General features: G+C 68.2%; 23 protein-coding genes. 9 read left to right on the forward strand and 14 right to left on the reverse strand.

Annotated features, from left to right (window positions below):
- Positions 1-122: 122 nt before the first annotated feature.
- Positions 123-1,121, forward strand: coding sequence for a LacI family DNA-binding transcriptional regulator (locus OHB24_RS06125; RefSeq protein ID WP_327637956.1), 999 nt, complete (start codon positions 123-125; stop codon positions 1,119-1,121).
- Positions 1,122-1,208: 87 nt separating this feature from the next.
- The gene (locus OHB24_RS06130) at positions 1,209-2,411 is read left to right on the forward strand and encodes a hypothetical protein (RefSeq protein WP_327637957.1); all 1,203 of its coding nucleotides are present in this window, start codon (positions 1,209-1,211) and stop codon (positions 2,409-2,411) included.
- Here OHB24_RS06130 and OHB24_RS06135 read toward each other — a convergent pair.
- From OHB24_RS06135 to OHB24_RS06185, 11 genes are all read right to left on the reverse strand, one after another.
- On the reverse strand, positions 2,374-3,354 hold the full coding sequence (locus OHB24_RS06135; protein WP_327637958.1) for an acetylxylan esterase: 981 nt from the start codon (positions 3,352-3,354) through the stop codon (positions 2,374-2,376). The genes OHB24_RS06130 and OHB24_RS06135 overlap by 38 nt on opposite strands.
- 27 nt (positions 3,355-3,381) lie before the next feature.
- Positions 3,382-5,691: a polysaccharide lyase 8 family protein gene (locus OHB24_RS06140; RefSeq protein WP_327637959.1), complete on the reverse strand. Its 2,310-nt coding sequence runs from the start codon at positions 5,689-5,691 to the stop codon at positions 3,382-3,384.
- A gap of 107 nt (positions 5,692-5,798) precedes the next feature.
- Complete coding sequence (locus OHB24_RS06145) at positions 5,799-6,944, reverse strand: GDSL-type esterase/lipase family protein (RefSeq protein ID WP_327637960.1); 1,146 nt, start codon at positions 6,942-6,944, stop codon at positions 5,799-5,801.
- The gene (locus OHB24_RS06150) at positions 6,944-7,996 is read right to left on the reverse strand and encodes a right-handed parallel beta-helix repeat-containing protein (RefSeq protein WP_327637961.1); all 1,053 of its coding nucleotides are present in this window, start codon (positions 7,994-7,996) and stop codon (positions 6,944-6,946) included. The genes OHB24_RS06145 and OHB24_RS06150 overlap by 1 nt, the downstream gene beginning before the upstream one ends.
- Before the next feature lie 45 nt (positions 7,997-8,041).
- Entirely contained in the window at positions 8,042-8,671 is a 630-nt protein-coding gene (locus OHB24_RS06155; RefSeq protein WP_327637962.1) for a DUF624 domain-containing protein, read from the reverse strand.
- Positions 8,668-10,644, reverse strand: coding sequence for a hypothetical protein (locus OHB24_RS06160; protein WP_327637963.1), 1,977 nt, complete (start codon positions 10,642-10,644; stop codon positions 8,668-8,670). The genes OHB24_RS06155 and OHB24_RS06160 overlap by 4 nt, the downstream gene beginning before the upstream one ends.
- Entirely contained in the window at positions 10,644-12,338 is a 1,695-nt protein-coding gene (locus OHB24_RS06165) for a heparinase II/III domain-containing protein (protein WP_327637964.1), read from the reverse strand. Before OHB24_RS06165 ends, OHB24_RS06160 begins: the two co-directional genes overlap by 1 nt.
- Positions 12,335-13,099 (reverse strand): SDR family NAD(P)-dependent oxidoreductase, encoded by a 765-nt coding sequence (locus tag OHB24_RS06170; RefSeq protein ID WP_327637965.1) that lies wholly within the window; start codon positions 13,097-13,099, stop codon positions 12,335-12,337. Before OHB24_RS06170 ends, OHB24_RS06165 begins: the two co-directional genes overlap by 4 nt.
- A gap of 34 nt (positions 13,100-13,133) precedes the next feature.
- Positions 13,134-14,015: a carbohydrate ABC transporter permease gene (locus OHB24_RS06175; RefSeq protein ID WP_327637966.1), complete on the reverse strand. Its 882-nt coding sequence runs from the start codon at positions 14,013-14,015 to the stop codon at positions 13,134-13,136.
- Positions 14,002-14,955: a carbohydrate ABC transporter permease gene (locus OHB24_RS06180; RefSeq protein WP_327637967.1), complete on the reverse strand. Its 954-nt coding sequence runs from the start codon at positions 14,953-14,955 to the stop codon at positions 14,002-14,004. The genes OHB24_RS06175 and OHB24_RS06180 overlap by 14 nt, the downstream gene beginning before the upstream one ends.
- Complete coding sequence (locus OHB24_RS06185; protein WP_327637968.1) at positions 14,952-16,238, reverse strand: extracellular solute-binding protein; 1,287 nt, start codon at positions 16,236-16,238, stop codon at positions 14,952-14,954. The genes OHB24_RS06180 and OHB24_RS06185 overlap by 4 nt, the downstream gene beginning before the upstream one ends.
- 272 nt (positions 16,239-16,510) lie before the next feature.
- On the opposite strand from OHB24_RS06185, the gene OHB24_RS06190 reads away from it, so the two are divergent.
- Both OHB24_RS06190 and OHB24_RS06195 read left to right on the forward strand, forming a co-directional pair.
- A complete protein-coding gene (locus OHB24_RS06190; RefSeq protein ID WP_327637969.1) occupies positions 16,511-17,551 on the forward strand; it encodes a LacI family DNA-binding transcriptional regulator in 1,041 nt (346 codons plus the stop codon).
- Between the two features lie 9 nt (positions 17,552-17,560).
- Entirely contained in the window at positions 17,561-18,361 is an 801-nt protein-coding gene (locus OHB24_RS06195) for a TrmH family RNA methyltransferase (RefSeq protein WP_327637970.1), read from the forward strand.
- On the opposite strand, the gene OHB24_RS06200 is transcribed toward OHB24_RS06195, so the two are convergent.
- Entirely contained in the window at positions 18,344-19,138 is a 795-nt protein-coding gene (locus OHB24_RS06200; RefSeq protein ID WP_327637971.1) for a methyltransferase domain-containing protein, read from the reverse strand. The genes OHB24_RS06195 and OHB24_RS06200 overlap by 18 nt on opposite strands.
- 168 nt (positions 19,139-19,306) lie before the next feature.
- On the opposite strand from OHB24_RS06200, the gene OHB24_RS06205 reads away from it, so the two are divergent.
- Together OHB24_RS06205 and OHB24_RS06210 are read left to right on the forward strand one after the other, a co-directional pair.
- Positions 19,307-19,603 (forward strand): putative quinol monooxygenase, encoded by a 297-nt coding sequence (locus tag OHB24_RS06205; RefSeq protein WP_327637972.1) that lies wholly within the window; start codon positions 19,307-19,309, stop codon positions 19,601-19,603.
- A complete protein-coding gene (locus OHB24_RS06210; protein ID WP_327637973.1) occupies positions 19,600-20,340 on the forward strand; it encodes an isocitrate lyase/PEP mutase family protein in 741 nt (246 codons plus the stop codon). The genes OHB24_RS06205 and OHB24_RS06210 overlap by 4 nt, the downstream gene beginning before the upstream one ends.
- On the opposite strand, the gene OHB24_RS06215 is transcribed toward OHB24_RS06210, so the two are convergent.
- Positions 20,319-21,581 (reverse strand): AlkA N-terminal domain-containing protein, encoded by a 1,263-nt coding sequence (locus OHB24_RS06215; protein ID WP_327637974.1) that lies wholly within the window; start codon positions 21,579-21,581, stop codon positions 20,319-20,321. The two genes, OHB24_RS06210 and OHB24_RS06215, sit on opposite strands and share 22 nt — an antisense overlap.
- An 82-nt stretch (positions 21,582-21,663) precedes the next feature.
- Here OHB24_RS06215 and OHB24_RS06220 point away from each other — a divergent pair, with 82 nt between their 5' ends.
- From OHB24_RS06220 to OHB24_RS06230, 3 genes are all read left to right on the forward strand, one after another.
- A complete protein-coding gene (locus OHB24_RS06220) occupies positions 21,664-22,203 on the forward strand; it encodes an AAA family ATPase (RefSeq protein ID WP_327637975.1) in 540 nt (179 codons plus the stop codon).
- Positions 22,204-22,302: 99 nt separating this feature from the next.
- Positions 22,303-22,986 (forward strand): RraA family protein, encoded by a 684-nt coding sequence (locus OHB24_RS06225; RefSeq protein ID WP_327637976.1) that lies wholly within the window; start codon positions 22,303-22,305, stop codon positions 22,984-22,986.
- Positions 22,983-23,780 (forward strand): aldo/keto reductase, encoded by a 798-nt coding sequence (locus tag OHB24_RS06230; RefSeq protein ID WP_327637977.1) that lies wholly within the window; start codon positions 22,983-22,985, stop codon positions 23,778-23,780. Before OHB24_RS06225 ends, OHB24_RS06230 begins: the two co-directional genes overlap by 4 nt.
- Here the strand turns inward: OHB24_RS06230 and OHB24_RS06235 are convergent.
- Positions 23,777-24,661: an LLM class flavin-dependent oxidoreductase gene (locus OHB24_RS06235; protein WP_327637978.1), complete on the reverse strand. Its 885-nt coding sequence runs from the start codon at positions 24,659-24,661 to the stop codon at positions 23,777-23,779. The genes OHB24_RS06230 and OHB24_RS06235 overlap by 4 nt on opposite strands.
- Between the last annotated feature and the right edge of the window lie 45 nt (positions 24,662-24,706).

Genomic DNA, 24,706 nt, shown 5'->3' on the forward strand with positions numbered 1-24,706 from the left:
CGTTTTCCTGGACGAAGGTAGAGAGCCTGGAGCGCCAGGTCAACCCCTACCTGTGGATAAACTCCGGGCCGGTTGCGATCTGTGGGGTACTGTGCCGGAAACCTCAGGAAAGGAGTTGCCGCATGGCGTCACGGAGCATCCGCACGCCCGGGATCAAGGACGTGGCCGCGCTGGCCGGCGTCTCGGCGAGCACGGCGTCGAAGGCGCTGAACGACACCGGGCAGCTCCGCGCGGCGACCCGCGAGCGCGTCCGGCAGGCCGCCGAACAGCTCGGATTCACCCCGGACAGCCGCGGCCGCGCGCTCGCGTCCGGCCGCAGCTTCACGGTCGGTCTGATCACCACGGACAGCTCCGGCCGATTCAGCATCCCGATCATGCTCGGCGCCGAGGACGCGCTCAGCGCGGGCGAGATGGCGCTCGTCCTCTGCGACACCCGCGACGACCCGCTCCGCGAGCAGCACTACCTGAAGTCGCTGGTGTCGCGCCGGGTGGACGGCATCATCGTGACCGGCCGCCGGACCGAGGCGCGGGAGCCGATCGACGTGCCGATCCCAGTGGTTTACGCGTTCAGTCCGTCGACCGATCCGGACGACACGTCGGTGATCGTCGACGACCACGGCGGCGCCGCGTCGGCCGTTCGGCACCTGCTGTCCGTCGGCCGCGAGCAGATCGCGCACGTCACCGGGCCGCAGTCACACCTCAGCGCACAGATCCGGGCCGCCGCGAGCATGAATGCCGCACGACAGGCATTCGTCGGCCAGCCGCTGTACGGCGAGTGGAGCGAGCGCTGGGGCCGGCACGCGGTCGACGTACTGCTACGGGCGCAGCCGACCGTGGATGCGATCACCTGCGGCAGTGATCAGATCGCCCGCGGCGTCTGCGACCGCCTGCGCGAGCTCGGCCGCTCGGTCCCCGACGACATCGCGGTGACCGGCTACGACAACTGGTCCGTGATGGCGCTGGCCAGCCGCCCGCCGCTCACCACTGTCGACATGGAGCTCGAAGAACTCGGCCGCCGGACCGCCAACCTGCTCCTCGACGTCATCGCCGGTGAGCCCCGCCGCGGCCAACTGATCCTCCCCACCCGCCTGATCACCCGCGAGTCGACGCTCGGCACCTGAGCGGTCGGCCGGTGGCGCGCGTCCAGTCTTCGGATGGTCACCCGCACGACCGCCGTTGGTTGCCGAAAACCCTCTAGATTGATGCAGGTGCTGCGCAAGCTCGTGATCGGTGTGGCGGTCATCGCCACGTTGGTGGCGGGGGTGGGGACCGCGCGTCTGGTTCTCCCGTGGACCGATCCTGCCCGTGGCGTGGTCAAACAGCTGGCGTTCCTGCGTGCCGAGCTCGAGGGCGGCGCGGATCTCGCCGCGCAGAAACAGTTTCCGGAGGGCTATTTCTTTCTGAACGTGCTGTACGGACTGAGCTGGGTCCAGGTCGGCATCGACGATCCCGCGCGCTCCGCGGACGCGACCGCGCAGGTGCGGTGGGCGCTCGACCGGATCGCGTCCACGGACGGGACCGCTCCGTTCGACGAGTCGCTGCAACCGCAGTACGGCGTTTTCTACGCGGGCTGGACGAACTGGCTGCGCGGCGGGCTGATCGCGCTCGGCCAGTCGGATGCCGCCGACCGCGACACCTTCACCAGCGAATCGGTGGAGATCGCCACCGCTTTCCGGACCGCGAGAACCCCGTTCCTGGCGGCGTACCCGGGACAGGCCTGGCCGGTCGACTCGGTCGTCGCGATCGCGTCGCTCCGGTTGTACGACGCGTTGGTCGCGCCGCGCTTCGGGCAGATCGCGCGGAGCTGGGTGACGACGGTGAAGACGAAGCTGGATCCGGCGACCGGGCTGCTCCCGCACCAGGTCGTTCCGCAGGTTTCCGGCGCGCGCGGTTCGTCGCAGGCGATGATCCAGCGGTTCCTGATCGACATCGATCCGGCGTTCGCGCGAACGCAGTACGAGACTTTCAAGGACAAGTTCGTCACCGGGCTCGGTGTGCGCGAGTACCCGAAGGGGACAGCCGGACCGGGCGATGTCGATTCCGGGCCGTTGGTGTTCGGGCGGAGTCTGTCCGCCACCGTGGTTGCGGTCGGCGCGGCGCGGGTGCATCACGATCCGCTCGCGGACCAGCTCGCTCGTGAGGGTGAGCTGGTCGGCCTGCCGTTCAGCGGGCTGAAGACGAAGCGATATCTGTTCGGCGCGGTGCCGATCGGCGACGCGTTCCTCGCCTGGTCGACATCCGCCCGGCCAATGGTCGCCACCGAACAGGGAAGTCGCGACCAACCGGAGTTCGACGGCGAGTCCGGCTGGTGGCGGCTTCCCTGGCTGGTGCTGCTGTGGCTACCGGCGTTGATCCTCTGGGGCGTGCTCCGCCTCAGGCACCGGGGCCGAAGGCGGAAGCGAGCGCACTGAGCTTGCGCGGCAGGTCGTACTCCGCGCCGCCTTCGTGCCCGTTGTAGGTGAACACCTCGATCTCCACGGCACCGGCGTACCGGTGGTAGGCCGCGAACACCGTCGACGGCGGGCAGATGTTGTCCATCAGCGCGACCGAGAACCACGCCGGACAGGTCGCCCGGGCGGCGAAGTTCACCGCGTCGAAGTAGGACAGCGTGCCGATCGCGGTCTCGGTCTCGAACCGGTGGCCCTTGAGCCAGCGCGCGATCTCGGCGTACGGACCGTTGTCCGTGATCTGCGACGCCCGCCGGTAGTGCGACAGGAACGGTACGTCGGCGATCGCGGCAGACAGGTCAGCGCGCAGACCGGCGACCGCGATCGCCAGTCCCCCGCCCTGGCTGCCACCGACCACGGCGACGCGATCACTGTCGACGTCCGGGCTGCTCTTCACGGCGTCGACGGCACGGACCGCGTCGGTGATCAGCCGGCGGTAGTAGTGCTTGGCCGGATCCTCGATTCCGCGGGTCAGGAAACCCGGTGCCGACGATCCGTGTCCGTCCGGCGCGATGTCCGGAGTTTCCGAAACAGTTTTTCCGCCACCGCCCTGGCCGCGGTTGTCCATGATCAGGTGCGCGTACCCGGCAGCGCTCCAGGTCAGCCACTCGTACGGAATCCCACGGCCACCGTTGTACCCGATGTACTGCACGACCGCCGGCAGCGGACCGGTGCGATGGCGCGGCAGGAGCAGCCACGCCTTCACCGGCTGGCCACCCCAGCCGCTGAACGTGACGTCCTGGACCTCGACGGTCGCAAGACGTGCGTCGTACGGCGTGAACCGGGCGTCGATCGGGCGGCCGGCCGCGTCGTCGAGCGTCTGCTTCCAGAACGCGTCGAAGTCCGCGGGCTCCTCCGGCTCCGGCCGGTACTCGCGCAACCGGTCCAGGGGCATGTCGACCAGCATTCGCCTTCCTTTCAGTCGATGTGGGTTTCAGTGGAAGCGGGCTGTTGCGGCGTTGCCGTGCCGGTCGGTCGTGTCGACGACGATGCGCCAACCGCGACCACGCCGGCTGACCGTGACACCGTCATCGGCCTTCGTCAGCAGCAGATCGGGCTTGTCGAGGTCGACGGTGACCGAAGTACGAGTCTGCGTCGGATCCGAGATCGCGACCGTTCCACCGGCGACCACGATCGACGCCGGACCGTCGGCGGTGAGTTCGGCGACGGTGCCGGCCGTCCAGAAGTTGGCCGCCAGAACGCTGCGCAGCCGGATCGCGTGCGCCGTACTGTCCGCCCGCAGTTTCTGGACCGGGAGCTTGCCGGCGAACGACTTCGTCTCCGCGAGTGTTGCGGTCGGCAACTGCACGTAGAAGTAGCCCTGCCCAGCCGGCGCAGTACCGTGGGCGAACCACACGGTTTGGTAGGGCCGGGTCACCGGCGTGTCGGTGCCGTACTTGAGGTTGATCTCCCGCCAGGTCGCGGTCCGGTTCTCGCGCAGCGTCTGGACCGGCGTGCGATCGGGGAACACGTAGCCGCCTGTGCCCTCGAGATGACACCAGCCGGGTGCGGCGGTGAACGTCTCGTCGCCGGTACGCAACTTGCGGTTCTCGACGACCGTCTCGACCGTGCCGTCGCCGGTGATGTCCGACCCGAGGCACACCATCACGTCGTCGATCAGGAACCAGCTCTTCAACGCCCGCAGGTTCGTCCCGTACCCGCGCAGGTCCATGCCATAGGCGCCGATCGTCCGCTGCGGAACCGACGCACCGCCTACCCAGTCGGCCTCACTGGTACTGCGGAAACCGTAGGAGTCGGCGAGCCGCCGGGTGTCGATCGTTGTCCCCGGCAACCGGTAGGGATCGACCGTCGGCCAGTAGTCGCCCGAGTAGTGGCCGAGGTCGTCGTCGTACAGCAGCACCATCCCGTCGGACAGGTGCCAGCCGTGCAGGTTCTCGGTCTGGATCGATTCGTAGTTGTAGATGCGCGAGGAGTACGCACTCAGTCCGATCGTGAACGACGGGCGGTGATGCGCGACCTTGTCCATCCGCGGGTACTGCTTGTGCAGAACGAGCGGGCCACGGGCCGTTGCCGACGACGCGAGGATGTTCCGGGCCGCCACCAGCGAGGCCGGATCGGTCACCGTCAGGAAATCCCGGAAAGTATCTTCGGTGATCCACTGCTTGACCAGTGCCGTCAGTTCCGCGGCGCGTTCCGCCGGCGCGGCCGGGATCAGGCGCAGCGTGCCCTCGATGATCGTCTGCGTCGGCGCGTGGTTCTGTTTGCTGGGACGGGCGATCTCACGACCGCAGACCGAACCCATCAGATCACCGCGCACCATCAGCGGATCGAAGGCGTCGTTGATCCAGCCGTAGATGTTCTCGAGCTCCGGATCGGTGACGGTCCACTCCGTCCCGCCGAGCAGGTAGAGCAGGGAGGAAAGCGTTCCGAGCAGTTCCTTGCCGTAGCCGCCGTTGTACGGGTGCTTGTAGTGCTGCAGGAACGATCCGTCGCTGTAGAACCCCTCGCCGGTTCCGTCGACCCGGCCGGGCGCGTCGTTGAATGCGAGGACGCTGTTGGCCCCGCTGCCCTCGACGTCGCTGATCGCGTCGCGGACGCGGACGAGCGCGGCGGTGTCGCCGTCGAGGACCGCGCGGACCGCCACCACGGTGGCGATCCAGACCCGGTTCGCACCGGTCGCGATCTGACGGTCCGCGCGCCACAGGTTCGGGTCGGGCGTGTAGTGGTTGATGGCCTGCGTGTACGTCGTACGCACGTCCGCCGGAATCACGTCGTACAGCAGGACCAGCGTGTCGGCGAAGGCGGAGGCGCCGCCGATCTCCCAGTCGTAGTCGTTGTCGTACCGCGGGAGGGTGGGGCTGTAGCGGTTCGTGTGCATCCATTCGAGGGCGCCGCGGATGTCGTCGGCAACCGACGCGTTTCCTTGGTAGGCCGAGCCGTTCGTCGCCCAGGCGACCGCGATCTGCTTGATCCGGCGGAAGTTCGAGGCGACGTGGTTGGAAAGCGTTGTACTCGCGAGATCCGGCCAGAGGGTCGTGCGGTTCGCCGAGCGGTCGAGGGTGGCGAGCGCGGACTGCGCCAGGCGGTCGATGCGGGCGATCGCGACGGCGAGGTCCGGGTCGGCGGGGTCGACCGTCGGACCGCCGGTGAGCAGCGTCTGCCAGCGGAGGCGAAGCTCGTCGGTGGACGCGTCGGCCCAGGTGGGCGTGGGGAAGGCGAGGAGTGCGGCCCCGCCGATCATTCCGCCGAGGACTGCTCGGCGACGGAGGGTGAGGTCAGGCATGTGGGTCCTCTCAGAGGGCTAGGTCCTGTCTGGTGATCCAGCGCCGTAGCGAGGAGGTGCTCGGTGCGGCGAGGTGCCGTGCCGAGTGCCCCGCAGTAGGCGATGGATCACCAGACAGGACCTTCGGCGATCGCCTTCGCGCCGGCGGAGTTTGGGTGCAGGCCGTCGCCGCTGTTGAAGTCCGGGCGGAGTTGGGCGGGATCGGCTGGGTCGCGGAGTGCGGCGTCGACGTCGAGGAGGCGATCGAAGAGTCGTCCTTGCCGGAGTACTGCGTTGACGTCGTTGCGGACCTGGTCGAGTGCGTCGGTGTAACGGATCCAGCCCTTGAACGGGCCGATGGTCGCGCCGATCACCTCGAGGTCGTGGTCGTGCGCACGGCGTACCAATTGCTCGTAGGCGTCGAGGATCCGAGTCGGGTCGGTCTGGCTGGGTGGTTGCTGGATGTCGTTGATGCCCAGGAACATCACCAGCGTCGCGAGGTTCGGCAGGCCGAGTACGTCGCGGTCGAACCTGGACTGCCCGCCGGGTCCGAAGCGGGCGTCGTCGAGCAGAACACGGTTTCCGCTGATGCCGAGGTTGGCGACCGCGGGGCGCCGGCGGAACCGCGCGGCGTACTGGTCGGGCCAGCGGAGGTTGGCGTTGTCAGGCGTGCCGACGCCTTCGGTGATCGAGTCGCCGAGCACCCCGACCACGTGACGTCCGGTCGCCGGTACGTCGACGCCGGTGAGCAGGAACACCGAGTTCGTGGCGCGGTCCCCGATGTACCCGGTCGCATGCACGTTGCGGTGGAAACTCAGCGGACCGGTGGGACCTGGCAGATACATGCTCACCACCAGATCCCCACCGTCAGGCAGAACGAGCCCGACCGGATCACTCACCACGGTCGCGCCCGCGGCCAGCACCACATCCTTCTCACCACCGAACAGCACCGGCTTCGCATTAGCCGTCACCGACCCCACGACCACAGGCGCCGAACCGAACGGATTGGCGAACCGCAGCCGAACCGCAGGCTGGGTCGTGCCGGCGGAGAGGTGGAGTTTGTATCGGAGGGTGGTGTCGGTGAAGCCAGCAGTGGCGTCAGCGTCCGCGGAGGTGGGAGCTGTCTGCGCGGTCGACCAACTCGCGGCCCACCGGAGCCGTGCCGAACCCGCCGCTGTCTGACCGGCAGTTGCGACTGCGGTCCCTGCGGCTGCGGTGCCGAGGACGCCACCGGCTGTGCCGACGAGGATCGAGCGGCGCGACACCCCACCCATCAGCAGGCCGCCGTGGGGTTGAAGTCGGCGGCGTAGGTGCCGACGGAATTTCCGCCGGTGTTTCCGGACATGGTGTTTCCGCAGACCTGCCCCTGCGGCGTCCGCATGAACTTCACGCCGCCCGACGCGTTGTTCGTGATCGTGTTCCCGTAGACGTTGTTGTCGGCGCCATCGGTTTCCGTGTCGCCGCCGAGGCGGACGCCGGCGCCGGTGTTGTCGTGGATCGTGTTGTAGCGGAACGTGTTTCCGTTGCCGCGCGCATCCAGCCCGCCTGAGCTCGAGTCCTTCTGCTGACTGCAGTCGTTGTGCTCGACGATGTTCGCGGTCGAGTTCTCCTTCACGTCGACACACTCGTTGCCGTACGTCGCGATCGTGTTGTCGTGGATGTGGTTGTTCCGGCTGCGGTCCGCCTGGGCGTCCGGCGCGCCGTTCTCACCCTGCTGCTCCGGTGCGGTCCCGAGGTAGATCCCCTCGCCGTTCTTCCCGCCGTCGTTGAACTTGAAGTCGTACACCCCGCACGGGCCGACGGTGTTGTCGTGTACGTCGGCGTTCGTGATCAGGTACCGCAGCCGCAGGCACTCGCCGCCCGCGTTCTTCAACCGCATGTTCCGGATCGTCAGCGTGCCCACGCCGTCACCAGGCGACGTGCTCATCACGTACACGAGCTTGTCCCGGTACCCCTCCTTGCTGGACGACGACCCGAACAGCCCGTCGATCGTGAACCCGTCCAGCGTCACGCTGTCGTGCTGGATCTGGAAGATCCGCGAGTTTCCGGCGCCTTTCACGACCGCGGTCGACGGGCCGGTGATCGTGACACCGGACCTGATCGTCACCGCGTCCTGCAGATAGGTGCCGGAGGCAAGATGTACGGTCGCTCCGCGCGGCGCGGTATCAAGCGCTTTCTGGATGGTCGCGAACGGCGTACCGGTCGACGTACCGGAGTTCGCGTCGCTGCCGCTGGTGGCGACGTAGTAGTCGGTCGCGGCGTGCGCCGGGACCGCGGGCAGCGCCAGCGCGGCGCCGAGAAGCAGGATCGGGACAGCTCGGGACATGGTGGTCCTCCTGGTTGGGCGGTTTGCTGCCTATAAGTGCGCTGTCTAGGAGTGGTCGGCGACGAGCAGGCCGACCAGAACCGGAACTGTGGTGCCGAGGAGCAAGGGACCTGCTGGTACGACGAGCGAGAAGACCGGTGCGGCGACCGCGGCACCGAGGAGTGCGGTGCCGCGCGGTACGGACGTGAAGGCAAGACGGAACGCCGTACGACGCCAGTCGGCGGCTGATCCGGAGGGGTTGCGGCCCGCGGCGACCGCGAGCGCGAGGTGGTAGGTGATCGCGGCGGCGATCAGGCCGACGTGGATCATGAACAGTGTCAGCACGAGCGGCCCGGATCGGCCGGACAGGAACGACAAGTTGCTGGCGGCAATCACCGCGGCGATCGTCATCAGCACCGAGTGCGGGAGCAGCTGACGCCAGTACTTCCGCCAGCCGGTGAGCACCCCCGTGAAGCACCGCGTGTCACCGTCGGTCCGCCACCGGTTGAGCGCGAACCCGACCGCAGCCAACGCCGGCAACCACGTCACGATCCCCAAACACAAGACCGTGAACGCCGCCCCCGCCGCTGCCGGATTGGCAATCCACCCCAGCCAGTCCAGCGCCCGCCGACTGATCCCAACCCTCTCCCGCCGGCCCGCGTCGTGGAGCGGGGGGCTGGCGGCGCGCCCGGTCATAGGGTGATCGTCCTGGCTGTGGTGCGGATGATGGCGCGGACCGCCGGGCCATCACAATCGGCGCGCTGCGGAGGTTCGCCCGCTCCGGGGCCCGCGTCGGCGGCAGTTGTGATGGCCTGGGTGTCCAGCATTCCTTCGTCGGCGAGGAGCACGGTCTCGTCGTCGAACGCGATTCCGAAGCCGTGGGTGAGCGGAAGGCGGCGAGCAGTTGGTGGCGACGGGTGGAGGGCGGAGGTCGGTTCGATCGTGGTGAGGAGGGTGGCGGTCGTCGACTGGTGGGCCGTGGCTCGGAGGGTGTGCATCGTGCGGGTGAGGCGGAGGCTGGGAGTGCTGGAGGTCGGGTTGGCCTCGACCTCCGTCACCGCGGGCTCGACGGTCAGCGGCGTGTGGAATCGGACCCAGGCGTGCGCAGACCCCGACCGCAGCGCGATCTCGTCGGCGTACTCGATCGGCCAGTCGGCGTGCAGCAGGAGCGTCCAGTCACGCGGAGATTCGGCCGCGCAGCGATCCAGCAGAACGAGCCGTCCGGCCGGGGTGAAGACCAGCGTCCGGTCGAGCCGCGTGATGCCCAGTTCGGGTGGGTACATCGCCGCGATCTGCGCGGTGGCGTGCGCCATCCCGTCGACCGCGTGGACGTCGACCATCTGCGCCTGGCGCTCGTACGGAATCCCCTTGTAGACGTGGTACCGGTCCTCGTCGGCGTACCCGAAACCGTCGACCAGGATCAGGTTGTGGTCCCCCGCCCGCTTGCGGTTGCTGTATCCCTCGTCGACGACCAGGAACGCGCCCCGCGACGTCAGCACGAACGATCCCGAGTCGGGATGATGATGCCCGGCGCTCAACGTGTCCCACCCACGATCGCGATCCAGCCGGTGCGATGTCTCCCAGGCCTGGTTCCCGCCGCCCGGCGCCGCCTTGAACGACACCATCGTTGCCTCGTCGTCCCATCCGGTCCGCGCCGTGACGAGGCCGAGGTCCGGAAAGTAGGCGGAAAGCGGAGCGGTCTTCGCGGGATCGACCGGCGGCAGCGAGTCGTCGTACCAGAGGAGTTCGAGGTACGCCTCCGGCATGACGCCCGGCTTCACGCCGCTCGCGTACGCCTCCCGCCAGAAGAAACGTTCGGAAACGAGATCCGCCAGCCACTGTGCCTCACCGATCCGGTACGCGGACGCGAGTTTCCGGTACAGCGCGACGCTGTGTCCGCTCCGCCGGTCGTGGCAGTCGCCGTGATCGATGTTCTCCTCGAACCCCGGCGCGCACTGCTGCAGCCGGTAGGAAAACGTGTTCGCCAGGAACCGGCAGCGCTCCCACCAGTCGAGCCCTTCCCGGTCCTGCAGCAGATCCAGGTACGTCGCCAGCCACGGAACGCCGTACCGCCAGTAGACGACGCCTTCCATGTCCGACCCGTCCGCCGGCAGCATCTCGATGACTGTCTCGAAGTTCCGCCGGGCGCGATCGGTCCACTCGGTGCGACCCAACGCGTACCCGGCCGCGGCGAGCCCGGTGTAGCAGATCCAGTTGTGGTTCTGCCAGTACGACGAACTCCACCACGAACCCTCGGACTCGACGGCGAACTCGTACAACCGCGATCCCTGCAACTCGAGTTTGACCCGCAAGTCGCCGGCTAGCTCGAAGTCGTCGCCGAGCCAGGTGAAAGCGAGGGACAAGCCGTGGAGAAGCCAGCCTGCGTCGAGATCGTGATCCGGTAGGTGCGCCTTGCCCCAGTGAGGGAAACCGATTGCGGCCGAGATCCAGCGTGCTGCCTCGGCGCGGTATCCCTCGTTGCCTGTCAGGCGGTAGGCGAGCGCGAGGTTGGCGGCGGCCGGGCCGAAGTACGTGATGCTCGCGGACGGGTGCTCGGTCGGCGGGGTCTGCGTGCGGTACCAGTCGCACTGCTCCCGCAGTCGCCGCCACTGCGCGGCATACCGCCCATCGAGACCGTCACGCACCTCCGCGAGCCGCTCGTCGAACATCACAGCCCTCCGATCCGATGCTCACGCCCATCGACGGTGATCACGTCTCCCGCCAACTGCACGTCGACGGCGGCAGTCGAGTAGACCGAGCAGTACGTCGCTGCCGCACCAACAACTGTCCAGTCAAGCCACGTCCGCACCCGCTGCGGATCATCAGCCGGCCCAGGACCGGGCCGAACCACTGGCACCGCGTCACCGGACACGTGGTAGCCGTGCAGCGTCTCGTCGCCTGTCCAGGTTGTCCGGATCGCCTCTGGTCCGACCTCAACCGTCAGCTCGACATCGGGGCGGAACTGCAGCACGATCTCGCGCTCGCGATCCGCGGCAACCCGGACGACATCCACCAGGTAGTTGTCGCCGGCAATCAGCTGCCGCGTCGCGCGAACACCGTCGTACCAGCCGTCGATCGTGGCCGTCACCGAGTCCTCGTCCTGCGTCAGCTCACCCGTGGCCTCGGCGGGTTCGAGGTTGTCGATGCGGATCGTCGGGTGGGCAGTGACGGACTTGTAGTGGGCGCGCCACTGGGCATGGCCGTATGGAACCTGGCCGGGATCCGGCTGCCAGGGAGTGGTCGCGCCGTAGAGGTAGAGCGCGAGTTTGTCGTGGTGTCCGTGGGAGCCACCGTGCGGCCCGTGGTCGAGGATCGCCTGAATGCCAGAGGTACGAATCACCGCATAGGAAGAACTGAGAGTGGGGTGCGGGGACACGGTCCGGGGTGGACCGTTGAACCAGTTGGTGAGTTTGTCCTCGAGGCCGTCGTACCCCTCGCCCACCTCTGCCAGCGCTCGAGCGGCGACGGCGTCCAGACCATGGGATGGCGTGAATTGGCGGGCCAGTGCGACGATCTCCAGCCACTCCAGTGCCAGTGGCACCCGGAGATACGGGCCGTCGTGGAGAGCCGGGAGGATACCGCCGTCGGTGGCGATCGAGGCGAGGGCCGCGATCATCTTCTCCAGGCGGTCCGGCACGAGGGACGGGTCGAAGCCGCGGAGGCTCAACAGGTAAGCGCGCAGAACGAAGCCGTGGTAGTACGTGCTGGCTTCCCACTCCCAGCCGTCTTCGCCGGTCGCCGCCTCCACGTGCGCGAACTGCCCGTGCTCGCCGGTCAGCCACTCCTTCTCGCCGGACCACACCTCACCTCGGACAGCCGCAGCCGCCTGGCTCGCCGTCGTACCGAGTGCGTTGAACCACGCCGTGTAGTTCGACGAGAACTTGTCCTGGGCAACCATCGCATCGCGGGCCCGCCGTGCCCCCGCGACCATGTCATCGAGCATCGGCAACGTCTCACCCAGCTCGGCCCGCCCGGCCAGGTTCAGGATCGAGTGCGCGATCGGCACACCCCACACCGCATCCGTGAGTGCCTGGTGGAAGAGCCGCCCGCGCTGCATCCACCCCTGCGCCTGCTCGTGCTCCCCCGCCTTCGTGAGGTCCGAATACAACCGCGCGTACGACGTGAGCAGCTCAGCCCCACCGCCGTCGTACGAGAGCAACCGGATCCGCCGCGCCCAGAAGTGATGTGCAAGCACGGTCCACGCCCCGCGCACCGCGGGCGTGTCGACCCGGCAACCGTAGGAACACGGAACCCCTCCGGCCGGAAAGTTTCCGGAATCGAATCCGACGTGCGCCAGCTCGACACCGTGCGCCGGGCACACGTACTCGTGCCACCAGCCGCCACGCTCGGTCGGAGGATTCATCGGGGCCACGTGCCACCGTCGATGTCGATGGTGATCCCGGTCAGGTACCCGGAGGCCGGCAGCGCGAGGAACCGGACCGCGTTCGCCACGTCCTCGACCTGCCCGGCGCGGCCGATCGGCGTTCCCGCGACCATGTTCTCCTGCGCCGCAGCGGTGGAAAACGTTTGATGGAACGCGGTTTCGGCGATGTACCCGGGCGCGACCGAGTTGACCGTAATCCCCTGCGGCCCGAGCTCCTTCGCCAGGCCCTTGCTGAACCCGCGGATCCCGGCCTTCGCGGCCGCGTAGATCACCGACCCAGGACCGCCGCCGTTGTGCGCGGCGAGCGAGGCCATCGTGATGATCCGCGGGTTCGCCGACTGCGCGAGGTGCGGAATCGCGGCCCGGGTGGTCCGGAACGTCGCACCAAGGTTCACGTCCACGACCTGCTGGAAGTGTTCGTCGGACATTTCCGAGACCTTGACCCGCCCGATCAGGTGGCCGGCGTTGCAGACCAGGACGTCCAAACCACCGAGGAAACCGACAGTTTCGTCGAGCAGCCGGTCGACGTCCGCCGTACTCGTCACGTCGGCGCCGACCGCAATCGCTTTCCGGCCGAGTTCCTCGATGTCGGAAACGGTCTGCGCGGCCGCGTCGGCGGACTTTCCGTAGTGCACCACCACGTCGGCCCCGGCCGCCGCCAGGCCGAGCGCGATCCCGCGGCCGATGCCGTGCCCGGCACCGGTCACCAGCGCGCGCGTCCCCTGCAGTTCCCCGGTCATAGAAGAAGTCCTTTCGGTCGGTGTGAGGTGAGTGTCATTTGATGCCCGCGGTCGCGAAACCTTGGACGAAATAGCGCTGCCCGATCAGGAAGAGCACCACCATCGGCACGGTAGCCAGCGTTGTCCCGGCCATCAGGAACGCCCACTGGGTGTCGTTCTCGGTTCGGAAAACGGAAAGTCCGACCTGGATCACCCGCAGGCTGTCGCTCTTGGTCACCAGCAGCGGCCAGAGGAAGTTGTTCCACGACCCCTCGAAGGTGAGCAGCGCGACCGTGATGAACGCCGGTTTCACCAGCGGCGTCATGATCCGCGCATAGATGCCCAGCTCACTGAGGCCGTCCAGACGGGCCGCCTCCTCCAGTTCCACCGGCAGGTCCAGGTAGAACTGCCGGAACAGGAACACCGAGAACGGACTGACCGCGCCCGGGATGATCAGCGCCCACCAGGTGTCCAGCCACCCGGTACCGCCCTGCCCGGTGATGTCGTTCCCGCCGAACAGCGGCATGAACCGCACGATCAGGAACTCCGGCAGGATCTTCGTGTACGTCGGGATCATCAGCGCCCCGACGAACGCGAGGAAGATCAGCGAACTGCCCCGGAACCGTAGCCGCGCCAGCGCGTATCCGGCCATCGAGGCGATCACCACGTTCAGCACGGTGTGGCTCGCGGCGATCACGAAACTGTTCCGCGCGTACGTGGCGAACGGCGCGGCGCGCAACGCGTCCGCATAGTTGCCGAAGGCCCACTCTGTCGGGAACAACCGCGGCGGCACCGCGGCGATGTCGCCGGGGGTCTTCACCGAGGTGAGCAGCATCCAGACGAACGGCACGATCATCACCAGCGAGATCGCGGTCAGGGTCAGGTAGAGCGCGATCCGGCCGGTCCGGAACCGCGCAGAAGTCTCAACGGGTGGCACGGTCGCCTCCGGTGATCCGCCGGTTCAGCAACGTCAGGAACAGCAACAGTGCGAACAACACCAGGCTCTGCGCGCACGCGTATCCCATCCGGAACTCCCGGAAAGCGGACTTGTAGATCTCGTAGGTCATCATCGTCGTGCTGTTGGCCGGCCCGCCGTCGGTCAGGATGTACACCTGGTCGAACGACTGGAACGCGCCGATCACCGACGTGACGAAGACGAAGAACGTCGCCGGCCGCAGCAACGGCAGGGTCAGGCTGAAGAACTGCCGGAACTTCGACGCGCCGTCCACCGACGCCGCCTCGTAGAGCTCGGTCGGCAGACTCTGCAACGCGGCCAGGTAGATCAGCATCTTCAGGCCGATCCCCTGCCAGATCCCGACCACGATCACCGCCGGCATCGCCCAGTCCGTCGACGACAGCCAGGCCGGGCCGTCCAGGCCGAGGAACGACAGGACGGCGTTGGCCAGGCCGCTCCGCGGGTCGTAGATCCACAGCCACACCAGCGCCACCGCGATAGTCGCGGTCACCTGCGGAATGAAGATCGCGGTCCGGAAGATCGCCCGTCCGGCCAGCTGCGTGTTCAGCATCAGCGCGATCAGCAACGAGATCCCCATCGCCACCGGCACGGTGAAGAACGTGTAGATGCTGGTGTTCAGTACGGCACGCCGGAAAACGCTGTCGGACAACAGATCGCGGAAATTTTCCAGCCCGATGAAGCGCGGCGGCGTGAGCACGTCGTACGACGTGAAACTCAGCACGATCGCGGCGACCAGCGGGATGCCGATCCAGATCAGGGCGTGCAGCACGGCGGGCGCGACCATCAGCAGGCCGGCCCGGCGGCGGGCACGCAGCAACCCGCGGCGCCGGGGTGGAGGAGCGGAGGGTCCGGATGCGGCTGCGCGCACCCGGTCCCGCGTCGACACCATGGTTCCGCTCACAGCCGCGAAATCGCTTCCTTGCTCAGGTTCGCGAGCTCGTCGATCGCTTCCTTGGCGGACCGCTTGCCGACCACGGCGGTCTCGAGGGTGGTCTTGATCTTCTCCCGGATCTCCATCCAGGCCGCCGTACCGCCCTCGGACCGGGCCTTGCTCATGTTGTCCAGGGCAAGCTTCACGAAACCGTTTTCCTTGACATAGTCAGAGGTCCGCAGGTCCTGGACGCCGGGCACGGAACCGCGTTGTTGCGCGGTCGGCAGGATGGATTCCGGCGTACCCATGAACTCCACCAGCGCCTGGGCCGCGGCGGCGTGCTTGGACGAGGCGGACCGGGCCACCATGGTGCCGCCCTGCAGCATCGCGGGCACCTTGTTGGCGAGGATGAACGCGCCGACCTTGTCCTCCTTGAGCAGCTCCGGGGTCTGCTGCTTGAGCTGCACCCAGAGCGAGTTGTTCGACATCATCATCGCGGAACGACCCTGCTGCAGGGTGGTCGGCTGACCGGCCGACGACTTGAACGAGTAGTCGGCGGACTTGTCCTTGACGACGTCCAGGAACAGCTGCAACGCCTCGACACCGCGGTCGTCGTTGAACTTGACCTGCTGCCCGCTCTCGTCGAACAAGTTGCCGTCGTTGGCGAACAGGAACGTCTCCCAGCACTGCCGGAGATCGATCGAGAACGGGTCGAAGCCGACCCGGGTGAGCTTGCCGGAGCCGTCGCTGCGGGCCAGTTCCTTGGACATCTCCCGCAGTTCGGCCCAGTCCTTCGGCGGCGCCTTGATCCCGGCCTCGGCGAACAGGTCCTTGCGGTAGGTGACGATCCGGGTGTCGAGGACCATCGGCAACGCGTACAGCTTGCCGTCGTACCGGGACGGCTCGAGAACGCGGTCCTCGTACTCGTACCGCTTGGCCAGGTCGTCGGGCAGCGGCGCGAGCACCTTCTTGTGCGCGAACGGCGGGATCCACCCGACGCCGAGCATCACCACGTCCGGCATCAGGCCCCCGGCCAGGCTGGTGGTGATCTTCTCGTTCAGGGCGGCGTACGTCGTGTAGTCGACCTTGACCATGACGTTCGGGTTCTTCTGCTTGAACGCCGGCAGCAGCTTGCCCTCCAGCAAGTCCTTGCCGGTGCTGCCCTCGAACAGCGGGGTGAGCAGGCTGATCTCGCCTTCGACGGGTCCGTCGGCGGTCGCCTGGCTGTCGCCGGACGACGCGGAGCACCCGGTGGCGGCGGCGACCGCGCCGAGCCCCAGGGCCGTCAGGACTGATCTGCGGGTGTACTCCATGGCGCGCCTTTCGTGGTGCTGCGGAAGGGAGAAAGACAAGAGAGCTTCATCGTGGTGCAACGATCTACCAGCCGGAGCGGCGCAAGCTGTGCGAGGCTGGTGCAACGATGCACCGCATGCTAGGAACGGATTTCACGGCACGTCAAGAGGTAAAGGCCCACGAACTTGCAGCTGGACTTTCGGCAGAACCTGATGCATCGTTGCACTGCAACACGCCAGTACCAACGGGGTGACAGAATGCGCGGGTGGGCGGTGAATTGAGAACTGGCGAGGTGACGATCCAGCAGGTCGCGACCGAGGCGGGCGTCTCGCCGAGCACGGTGTCGAACCTGCTCAACGGGCGCAACCACCGGATGCTGCCGGAGACCCGGCAGCGGATCGAGCGCGCCATCGACAAGCTCGGCTACCGGCCGAACCGGGCGGCCCGGCAGCTACGCACCGGCCGAAACACCACGATCGGACTCGTCGTCCCGTCGGTGGGCAACCCGTTCTGGGGTGCGCTCGCGCGCCACCTCGAGTCCGCGGCGCTGGCCGAGGGATACCACGTGCTGCTCTGCAACTCCGAGCGCGATCCCCGGCGCGAGCGCGACTACGTCGACGAGTTGTGGGCCGACGGCGTGCACGGCGTCGTACTGTGCTCGTCGCTGCCGTCGCTCGAGCATGTGATGCCGCTGGTCGAGCGTGGGCTGCAACTGGTCGCGTTCGACCGTACGTCGCAGGCCGGCGACCCGGCGTCGCTCGTCAGCATCAGCGTCGACAACGCGATCGGCAGCCAGCTCGCCACCCAGCACCTCACGGACCTCGGGCACCGCCGGCTGGCGTTCGTGTCCGGCGCGCTGGCGAGCGTCAACCGCAAGGAGCGGTACCGCGGGTTCACGGCCGGCCTCGAACAGGCGGGGATCGATCCGGCGACCTCGGTCCGGGCACCGATCAAGGGCGACGCGGACGACTTCGGCGATGTCGAGGCGTCCGAGCTGGGGCGCGCAGCCGCGGCCGAGCTGCTCGCGCTGGAGGAGCCGCCGACCGGGATCGTCGCGATCAACGACATGTGCGCGCTCGGGGTCTGTCGCGGGCTGCGGGACGGCGGTCTCGAGGTGGGCAAGGACGTGTCGGTGGTCGGGTTCGACGACATCGTGCTCGCGGACTTGTACGCGCCGACGCTGACCACGGTCCGGCAGCCGATGAAGGAAATGGCGGCGGCCGCGTTCACCCAACTCCGGTCGCGGCTGGACGACTCCGGCCCGACCCAGGGCCAGTCACTGCTGTTCCGCCCCGAACTCATCGTCCGCGAGTCGACCGCACCGCCGACGTAGGGTGGTTCGGTGCAACGGATCTCCTCGCGGAACGCCAGATTCCAGGTGTGGCAGGCATCGCTGACCAATCGCACCAAACGGCAGCGGTCCGGCGAGTTCCTGGTGCAGGGGGTGCGCCCGATTTCGGTTGCTGTGGACAACGGTTGGCCGGTGCGCACCGTCATCACCGACGCGTCGCGCCCGTTGTCCCGTTGGGCTTCGGACCTGCTGCAACGGCTGCCCGCGGTTGAGCGGGTCGCGATGGCGCCGGAGTTGCTAGCCGAGCTCGGCGAGAAGGAGGAGCCCGAGCTGATCGCCGTACTGGAGCTGGCGGCCGACGATCTCGATCGGATCCCGGTCGGGCCGGAGTTCCTGGGCGTCGTCTTCGACCGCCCGACCGGGCCGGGGAACATCGGGTCGATCATCCGGTCCGCCGACGCGTTCGGCGCCGACGGGGTGATCGTCACCGGGCATGCGGCCGACATCTACGACCCGAAAGCGGTCCGCGCGACGACGGGATCGCTGTTCGCGGTTCCCGCCGTACGCGCGCCTTCGCATCGCGAGGTTCTCGACTGGGTACGTCGCTCCCCGGTCGCCGTGGTCGGCACCGACGAGCACGGGTCGACCGATGTCTACGACTTCGACTTCACCCAGCCGGTCCTGCTGCTGATCGGCAACGAGACCGCGGGCCTGAGTACGGCGTGGAAGGAAGCCGCCGACCACCTGGTCCGGATCCCGATCACCGGATCAGCCAGCTCCCTCAACGCCGCCAACGCCGCGACCGCGGTGCTCTACGAGATCTCCCGCCAGCGCTCACGCCGTGCACAGTAGTTCGCCGTGCAAGATGGAGATGGTCGCGCCGGGAGTATCGGCCCAGGTCCGCCATGCTTGTGAGATCGCTTCGAGTTGCTGTTCCGGTACGCCGGATGCGCGCGCCTGATCCGCCAGAGCCGACTTGAGGACGCGATCGGCCCACATGCCGCCCCAGAACGCACGGTCCTCCGGGTTGGTGAACGCCCAGGTCGACGTGGTCGCGTCCGCCTGTTCGAAGCCAGCCGCGAGCGCCCACGACAGCAGGCGCCGACCCGCGTCCGGTTCGCCGCTGTTGGCGCGCGCCATCCGCTGGTAGAGCGCCATCCACTCGTCCAGTTCGGGAAGCTCCGGGTACCAGACGAAGCCGTGATAGTCCGAGTCGCGGACCGCGACGGTTCCTCCGGGCTTGCACACGCGCCGCATCTCGCGCAGCGCCTGCACGGGATCCGCCACGTGCTGCAGGACCTGATGCGCATGTACGACGTCGTACGTGTCGTCCGGCAGATCCAGTGCATGTACGTCGCCGACGACGAACTCGACGTCGAGGTCCAGGTTCTCGAACGCTGACTTGGTGATGTCGAGTGCCGCGGCGTTCGCCTCCAGCGCGGTCGTCCGGCCGGGCTCGACCAGGCGCGCCAGGTCGGCGGTGATCGTTCCGGGACCGGCGCCGACGTCGAGCAACGACATCCCGGGCCGCAGGTGCGGAAGCAGGTATCCGGCCGAGTTCTCGGCGGTCCGCCAGCTGTGCGACCGCAGTACGGACTCGTGATGGCCGTGCGTGTACACGTTGTTCATCCCAGGCTCCTTTGCCTTGCTCGACGATCCTCACGCTAATCCAGAATCTTGCTGAATGAGACACATGATCTCGCGATACGAGACGAGGTTCATGACCGAATATGGCCAGACCGACCGCCTGGTCGCAGGCGAACCTTGGGGTACTGCGCAACCACAAGGAGGATTTCGATGCTGGCAAAGGTGTTTCCGATCAAGCTGAAGGACGGCAACCAGGCCGCCGCCGAGGCGATCGTGCAGGAGTTCGCGCCGAAGGGACCGGGGGCAGAGGAGGGCACGTTGTCCTTCCGCGTGTACCGCGACTCGTCGAACCCGGACTATCTGTTGTTCGTCGAGCACTTCGCGGACCAGGCGGCGTACGACGCGCACACCGGGTCGGCGGCGTACCAGGAACTGATCGCGGGCCGGTTCGCCGACCTGATCGTCGAGTTCGTCGAGGTCGACCACGAACTGCTGGTCAGCCTGTGAGCGACCTCGCGCGGCGGCTGCGCGAACTGCACGGGCAGCCGCCGCTCGTCCTGCCGAACGCGTGGGACGCCGGCTCGGCGCGAGCGATCGAGGCGGCGGGGGCGACGGCGATCGCGACGACGAGCGCGGGCGTCGCCTGGGCCGCCGGGGTGGACGACGCCGGCGGGCTGAACCAGGAGTCCGCGATCGCTGCCTTGCGCGCGATTTGTGCAGCGGTTTCCGTTCCGGTCACCGCCGACCTCGAGGCCGGGTACGGCGATGTTGCGGGGACGGTGACCGCTGCCGTCGAGGCAGGTGTTGTCGGCATCAACCTCGAGGACAGCACCGCACGGGTTCTCGACGATCCGTTGGTGCAGGCCGCGCGGATCAAGGCGGCACGCGCTGCAGCTGTTGCCGCTGGCATCGATCTGGTGATCAACGCACGGACCGACACGCACCTGTTCGGTGACCGGACCGGCACGATCGAGCGCGCGAAGATCTACGCCGACGCGGGCGCGGATGTGCTGTTCGTGCCGGGCGTGGTCGACGCGCCGACGATCGCGGAGCTGGTGAAGGAATCGCCGCTGCCGCTCAACGTGATGGTCGGTCTGGGTGCGCCGACGGTCGCCGAACTCGCGGACCTCGGTGTCGTGCGGATCAGCATCGGGCCGGCGATCACGAGTGCGGCGTACGCGCTGGCGACGGCGGCGGCGAAGGAGCTGCTGACCACCGGCACCTATGAGGCGCTGATCCGGTAGTAGACAGCGGCGAGTGACCGCCAGGGGGTGAGGTGGTCGCTCTCGCCGTCGAGGGGCCAGGCGTCGCGAGCTCCGAGGCGCAACGCGATCTCCTGCGCGGCGCGCGGGCTCGTGACGGCCTCGAGTGACTGGATCTCCACACCGGGTCCGAGGGCGATGTTGCCGTCAGCAACCTCTCGCGCGAGCGGGCCGACCAGCTCGGACCCGGTCAACGCCTCCGGTCCCGGGAACGCATGCGTCAGTCCGTGCCCGAGCCCCGGCACCGGTACGCCGTACACCTCGACGAGTTTGCGCAACGCCTCGTTCGCGTCGTCGCGGCCCAGCCTGTCCCGGACGAATGCCTGGACCGCGACCTCGAACGGACCCCACGCACCAGGAACACGTATTCCGGGGCGCGCGGCAACGAGTGGCCCGAGGTCGGCGTCGGCGGCCAGGTGCGCCCGAGCGCGGATCGGATCATGGTCGAGCCCGACGAGCTGGGTGGCCCGATCGACGACATGGATCACGCCCTCCCAGAAGGGGAGATGCGCGCGCAGGATCAGGTGATCTTCGCCGCCCGCCCCGATCTCCAGGAGGCCGGGCTCACCGTCGAGCGAGATCGTCCGCCGATACACACCGTCCTCGACCGACTCGACGCCCGGGACCGCCTGCGCCCCGAGGTACGTGCTCATCGCTTCCCAGTCGTACGGCGGGGTGAACGGCAACCGCAGTACCAGACCACCGTCGGCAGCGAGGCGGTCGCCGCGGCGCCGGCGATCGCGCAGCGCACGCGGTGACGCGCGGAAGATCTCGCGCATCGCCCGGTTGAACTGGCGCAGGCTGCCGAAACCGGACGCGAACGCGATTTCCGCGACGCCGAGATCGGTGTCGTCCAGCAGGCGCCGCGCGAAGTGCGCCCGCCGCGAGCGGGCGAACTGGTCCGGCGTGACGCCCAGGTGCTCGTGGAACATGCGCCGCAGGTGCCGCGCCGACACCCCGAGCCGCGCGCCCAACGCCTCCTCACCGGACTCGTCGAGCAGACCCGCGATGATCAGTTGCACCGCGCGGCAGACCAGCTCGGGCGTCTCGTCGGCCACCGTCCCGGCCACCCGGTACGGCCGGCAGCGCAGGCAGGCGCGGTACCCGGCCGCCTCCGCGGCGGCGGGCAACTCGAACGTGCCGACGTTTTCCGCGAGCGGCTTGGCACCGCACCCGGGCCGGCAGTAGATCCCCGTCGTACGGACCGCGGAATAGGTGGTCACGGGACCACGCTAGGCGGGACCGCCGACAGTTCTGACACGCGTTTTACACCGAGTGCCCACCGTGACGGCTAAGGTACGGCGGGTGCAGTCGAAACCGATGCTGGTCGTGGTGAGTGGTCCGCCCGGGACCGGGAAGACGACGCTGGCGCACCGGATCGCAGCCGCGATCGGCTGCCCGGCGATCTGCCGGGACGAGATCAAGGAAGGCATGGCGCACGCCACCCCAGGCTTTGTGCCAGGCCCCGGCGACCCGCTGACGATGCGAACGCTGTCCACGTTCTTCGACGTGCTCGGCCTACTCATCGGCCGCGGTACGACGGTGGTCGCGGAAGCGGCGTTCCAGGACCGGCTGTGGAACCCGGGTCTGAGCCCGCTGCTCGGCCGCGCCGATGTCCGGATCGTGCACTGCACGGTCCCGGCCGAGGTCGCGCTGGAGCGGATCACCGCGCGGACGTCCAACGACCCACGCCGTTCCGCTCACGAGGACGCGCAGATCAGCGCCGACGCCCGCCTCCGCACCCACAACGCCTTCCAGCCCATCGATCTCCCGGTGCCCTCGATCACAGTCGACACCGGCACTGAGCTGCCGATGGAGAAGATCCTCGCGTTCTTGTCGCGCTAACGACAGGAGGTAGTGGCCGACTTCGGGGCGCGCACGCGGCGCGTCGACGGGCGTGGTGGACTACCTCCTGTCGTTAGCGCTTCACCGAGGGGGATCCACATGCTTGAGCGGTTTGCGGGGTTGACCACAGCACATGTTGCTGACGCCTGTGTGCGGGCGGGGGTGCCGGTGCGGACAGTGTCGTTGACGGCCGTGGCCGGGGGCCGGGTCGCGGGGCGGGTGTTGCCGGCGCAGCATGTCGGAAGTGTCGACGTTTTCCTGGAGGCGTTCGAGTCCGCCGTTGAGGGCGACGTACTGGTCGTGGACAACGGTGGCAGGCGGGACGAGGCGTGTGTCGGTGACCTGGCCGCACTGGAGGCTGCTGCGGCCGGTGTCGCCGGGATCGTGATCTGGGGACTGCATCGGGACACGGCCGACATCACCGCGATCGGGTTGCCGGTGTTCAGCCTCGGGGCGTTGCCGACCGGGCCGCTGCGGCTCGACCCGCAGCCGGCCGATGCGTTGACCAGGGCAACGATCGGTGAGTGGACGGTGACCCGGGACGACGTCGTACTCGCGGACGAGGACGGAGCGGTCTTCGTACCGGCGGATCGCCTGGAGGAACTGTTCGGACTGGCGGAGTCGATCCGGGACACGGAACACCGGCAGGCGGACGACATCCGGGCCGGGCGGTCGTTGCGCGAGCAGGTGAGCTTCAAGCAGTACCTCGAGCGCCGGGCCGCCGATCCGTCGCTGACCTTTCGGCAGCACCTGCGCGCGGTGCGGGGAGCGATCGAGGAATGACCGCGTGGCAGTTGGGCGAGGTCTCCGTCGAGCGGATGGGGTTCGGCGCGATGCGGATCACCGCGAATCCGGACCGAGCGATCGCCGTACTGCGGCGCGCGGTGGAGCTCGGGGTGAACCACATCGACACGGCAGCGTTCTACGCATCCGGAAAACGTTTCGCGAACGAGCTGATCCGCTCCGCGCTGGCGCCGTACCCGGCCGGCCTGATCATCACGACGAAGGTCGGACCCGGAACTGATGCGGAACGCGGTTTCTACAACGCGGCCACGGCCGCCGAACTGCGGGAGCAGGTCGAGACGAACCTTCTCCAGCTCGACGTCGACTGCCTGGAGGTGGTGAACCTGCGGATCACCGGGGAGGGCTCGCTCGCGGAACGTTTCGGCTGGCTCGTGGAGCTCCGGGACGAAGGGCTGATCAAACAGCTCGGCGTCTCGAACGTGCGGCTCCCCCACATCCGGGAAGCGCTCGCGATCGCGCCGGTCGTCTGCGTCCAGAACAGCTACGCCGTCGACCGCCGCGGCGACGAGGACGCGATCATCCGGTTCTGCGCCGAGCGCGACATCGCATACGTACCGTTCGGCACGATCACCGGCGCCGACGACTCAGACGCCGTCGACTCGATCGCTGCAGCCCACAACGCGACGCCCCAGCAGGTCCGCCTGGCTTGGACGCTCCACCACTCCCCCAACATCCTCGCCATCCCCGGCACCGGCAACGTCGACCATCTCGAAGAGAACATCGCCGCCGCATCGCTGCACCTGAGCCCCGAGGAACTCGCCACCCTCGACTAGCCGACCGCCGCCCGAACCGCGGGTACGACCTCCTGCGACCAGCGGGACAGCTGGACCTCGAACGGGTCGGAACCCCGCGGAAAAAGCGTGAAACCGGCGGCGTCGTGGTTGAGGATCGCGTCGGTGAGCTCCTCGATCCACTGCTCTGATGAGCCGCCCACCCAGCGGCCCTCCTCGTCGCGAGTACGGCGCTGCGGGGTCGCGGTGATCGCGCCGGGGAAGTTGTAGATCGTCGCGACGTCCGACGGTTTCCGGCCGACGGAAAGCGCCGCCTCGTCGATGATCGGACGGGACCAACGGAAACGGTCGCTGAGCCAGTCGGCGGCGTGACCGGGGATCCAGCCGTCCGCGTTCCGGCCGGTCGCGGCGAGCGACTTGGGGCCGTTCGAGCCGGTCCAGATCAGCGGCGCGGGTACGGCGGCCGGGCGGAGGTGACCGATCGGGTAGTGCTTGGTGGGCGTCGGCGTACCGCCGTCGGACATCGAGTGGACGAGCTGCATCGCCTCCTCGAACGCCTCGACCGCCTCGGCCGGTCGCAACTCCGGTACGCCCATCATCGTGATCCGGTCCCAGGCCCCGCCGGCACCGAGGCCGAGGACGAAGCGGCCGTCGGACAGTGCCGACAACGAGGTCGCCGTACGGGCGAGGACCGGCGCGGGCCGTAGCGGCAGGTTGGTCACGTTGACGAACGCCGACAGCCGCTCCGTTCGCCCCAGGATGAAGGAAATCGCGGCGTACCCGTCGAGCATGTCCGCGACGTACGGGTGGTCGGCGAGGCTGACGTGATCGAGACCGTCCCGGTCGGCCTGCTGCGCGAGCCGGACGATCCCGGCGGACTCCCGCACCGCGTCCGGCGACCCGTACCCGAATCGCACGTTCATATCGACTCCTCAGATAGTTCGCTGTTCTAACTAGTTGTAGCACGA

This window comes from Kribbella sp. NBC_00482 (assembly GCF_036013725.1).
Classification (GTDB): Bacteria; Actinomycetota; Actinomycetes; order Propionibacteriales; family Kribbellaceae; genus Kribbella.

Excerpts from the sequence above, each read along its gene's own strand:
- OHB24_RS06150 (WP_327637961.1), bottom strand. The coding sequence starts at position 7,996 with ATGTCCCGAGCTGTCCCGATCCTGCTTCTCGGCGCCGCGCTGGCGCTG.
- OHB24_RS06165 (WP_327637964.1), bottom strand. The coding sequence starts at position 12,338 with ATGAATCCTCCGACCGAGCGTGGCGGCTGGTGGCACGAGTACGTGTGC.
- OHB24_RS06160 (WP_327637963.1), bottom strand. The coding sequence starts at position 10,644 with ATGTTCGACGAGCGGCTCGCGGAGGTGCGTGACGGTCTCGATGGGCGG.
- OHB24_RS06185 (WP_327637968.1), bottom strand. The coding sequence starts at position 16,238 with ATGGAGTACACCCGCAGATCAGTCCTGACGGCCCTGGGGCTCGGCGCG.
- OHB24_RS06170 (WP_327637965.1), bottom strand. The coding sequence starts at position 13,099 with ATGACCGGGGAACTGCAGGGGACGCGCGCGCTGGTGACCGGTGCCGGG.
- OHB24_RS06205 (WP_327637972.1), top strand. The coding sequence starts at position 19,307 with ATGCTGGCAAAGGTGTTTCCGATCAAGCTGAAGGACGGCAACCAGGCC.
- OHB24_RS06145 (WP_327637960.1), bottom strand. The coding sequence starts at position 6,944 with ATGGGTGGGGTGTCGCGCCGCTCGATCCTCGTCGGCACAGCCGGTGGC.
- OHB24_RS06155 (WP_327637962.1), bottom strand. The coding sequence starts at position 8,671 with ATGACCGGGCGCGCCGCCAGCCCCCCGCTCCACGACGCGGGCCGGCGG.
- OHB24_RS06235 (WP_327637978.1), bottom strand. The coding sequence starts at position 24,661 with ATGAACGTGCGATTCGGGTACGGGTCGCCGGACGCGGTGCGGGAGTCC.
- OHB24_RS06230 (WP_327637977.1), top strand. The coding sequence starts at position 22,983 with ATGACCGCGTGGCAGTTGGGCGAGGTCTCCGTCGAGCGGATGGGGTTC.
- OHB24_RS06140 (WP_327637959.1), bottom strand. The coding sequence starts at position 5,691 with ATGCCTGACCTCACCCTCCGTCGCCGAGCAGTCCTCGGCGGAATGATC.
- OHB24_RS06125 (WP_327637956.1), top strand. The coding sequence starts at position 123 with ATGGCGTCACGGAGCATCCGCACGCCCGGGATCAAGGACGTGGCCGCG.
- OHB24_RS06225 (WP_327637976.1), top strand. The coding sequence starts at position 22,303 with ATGCTTGAGCGGTTTGCGGGGTTGACCACAGCACATGTTGCTGACGCC.
- OHB24_RS06200 (WP_327637971.1), bottom strand. The coding sequence starts at position 19,138 with ATGAACAACGTGTACACGCACGGCCATCACGAGTCCGTACTGCGGTCG.
- OHB24_RS06135 (WP_327637958.1), bottom strand. The coding sequence starts at position 3,354 with ATGCTGGTCGACATGCCCCTGGACCGGTTGCGCGAGTACCGGCCGGAG.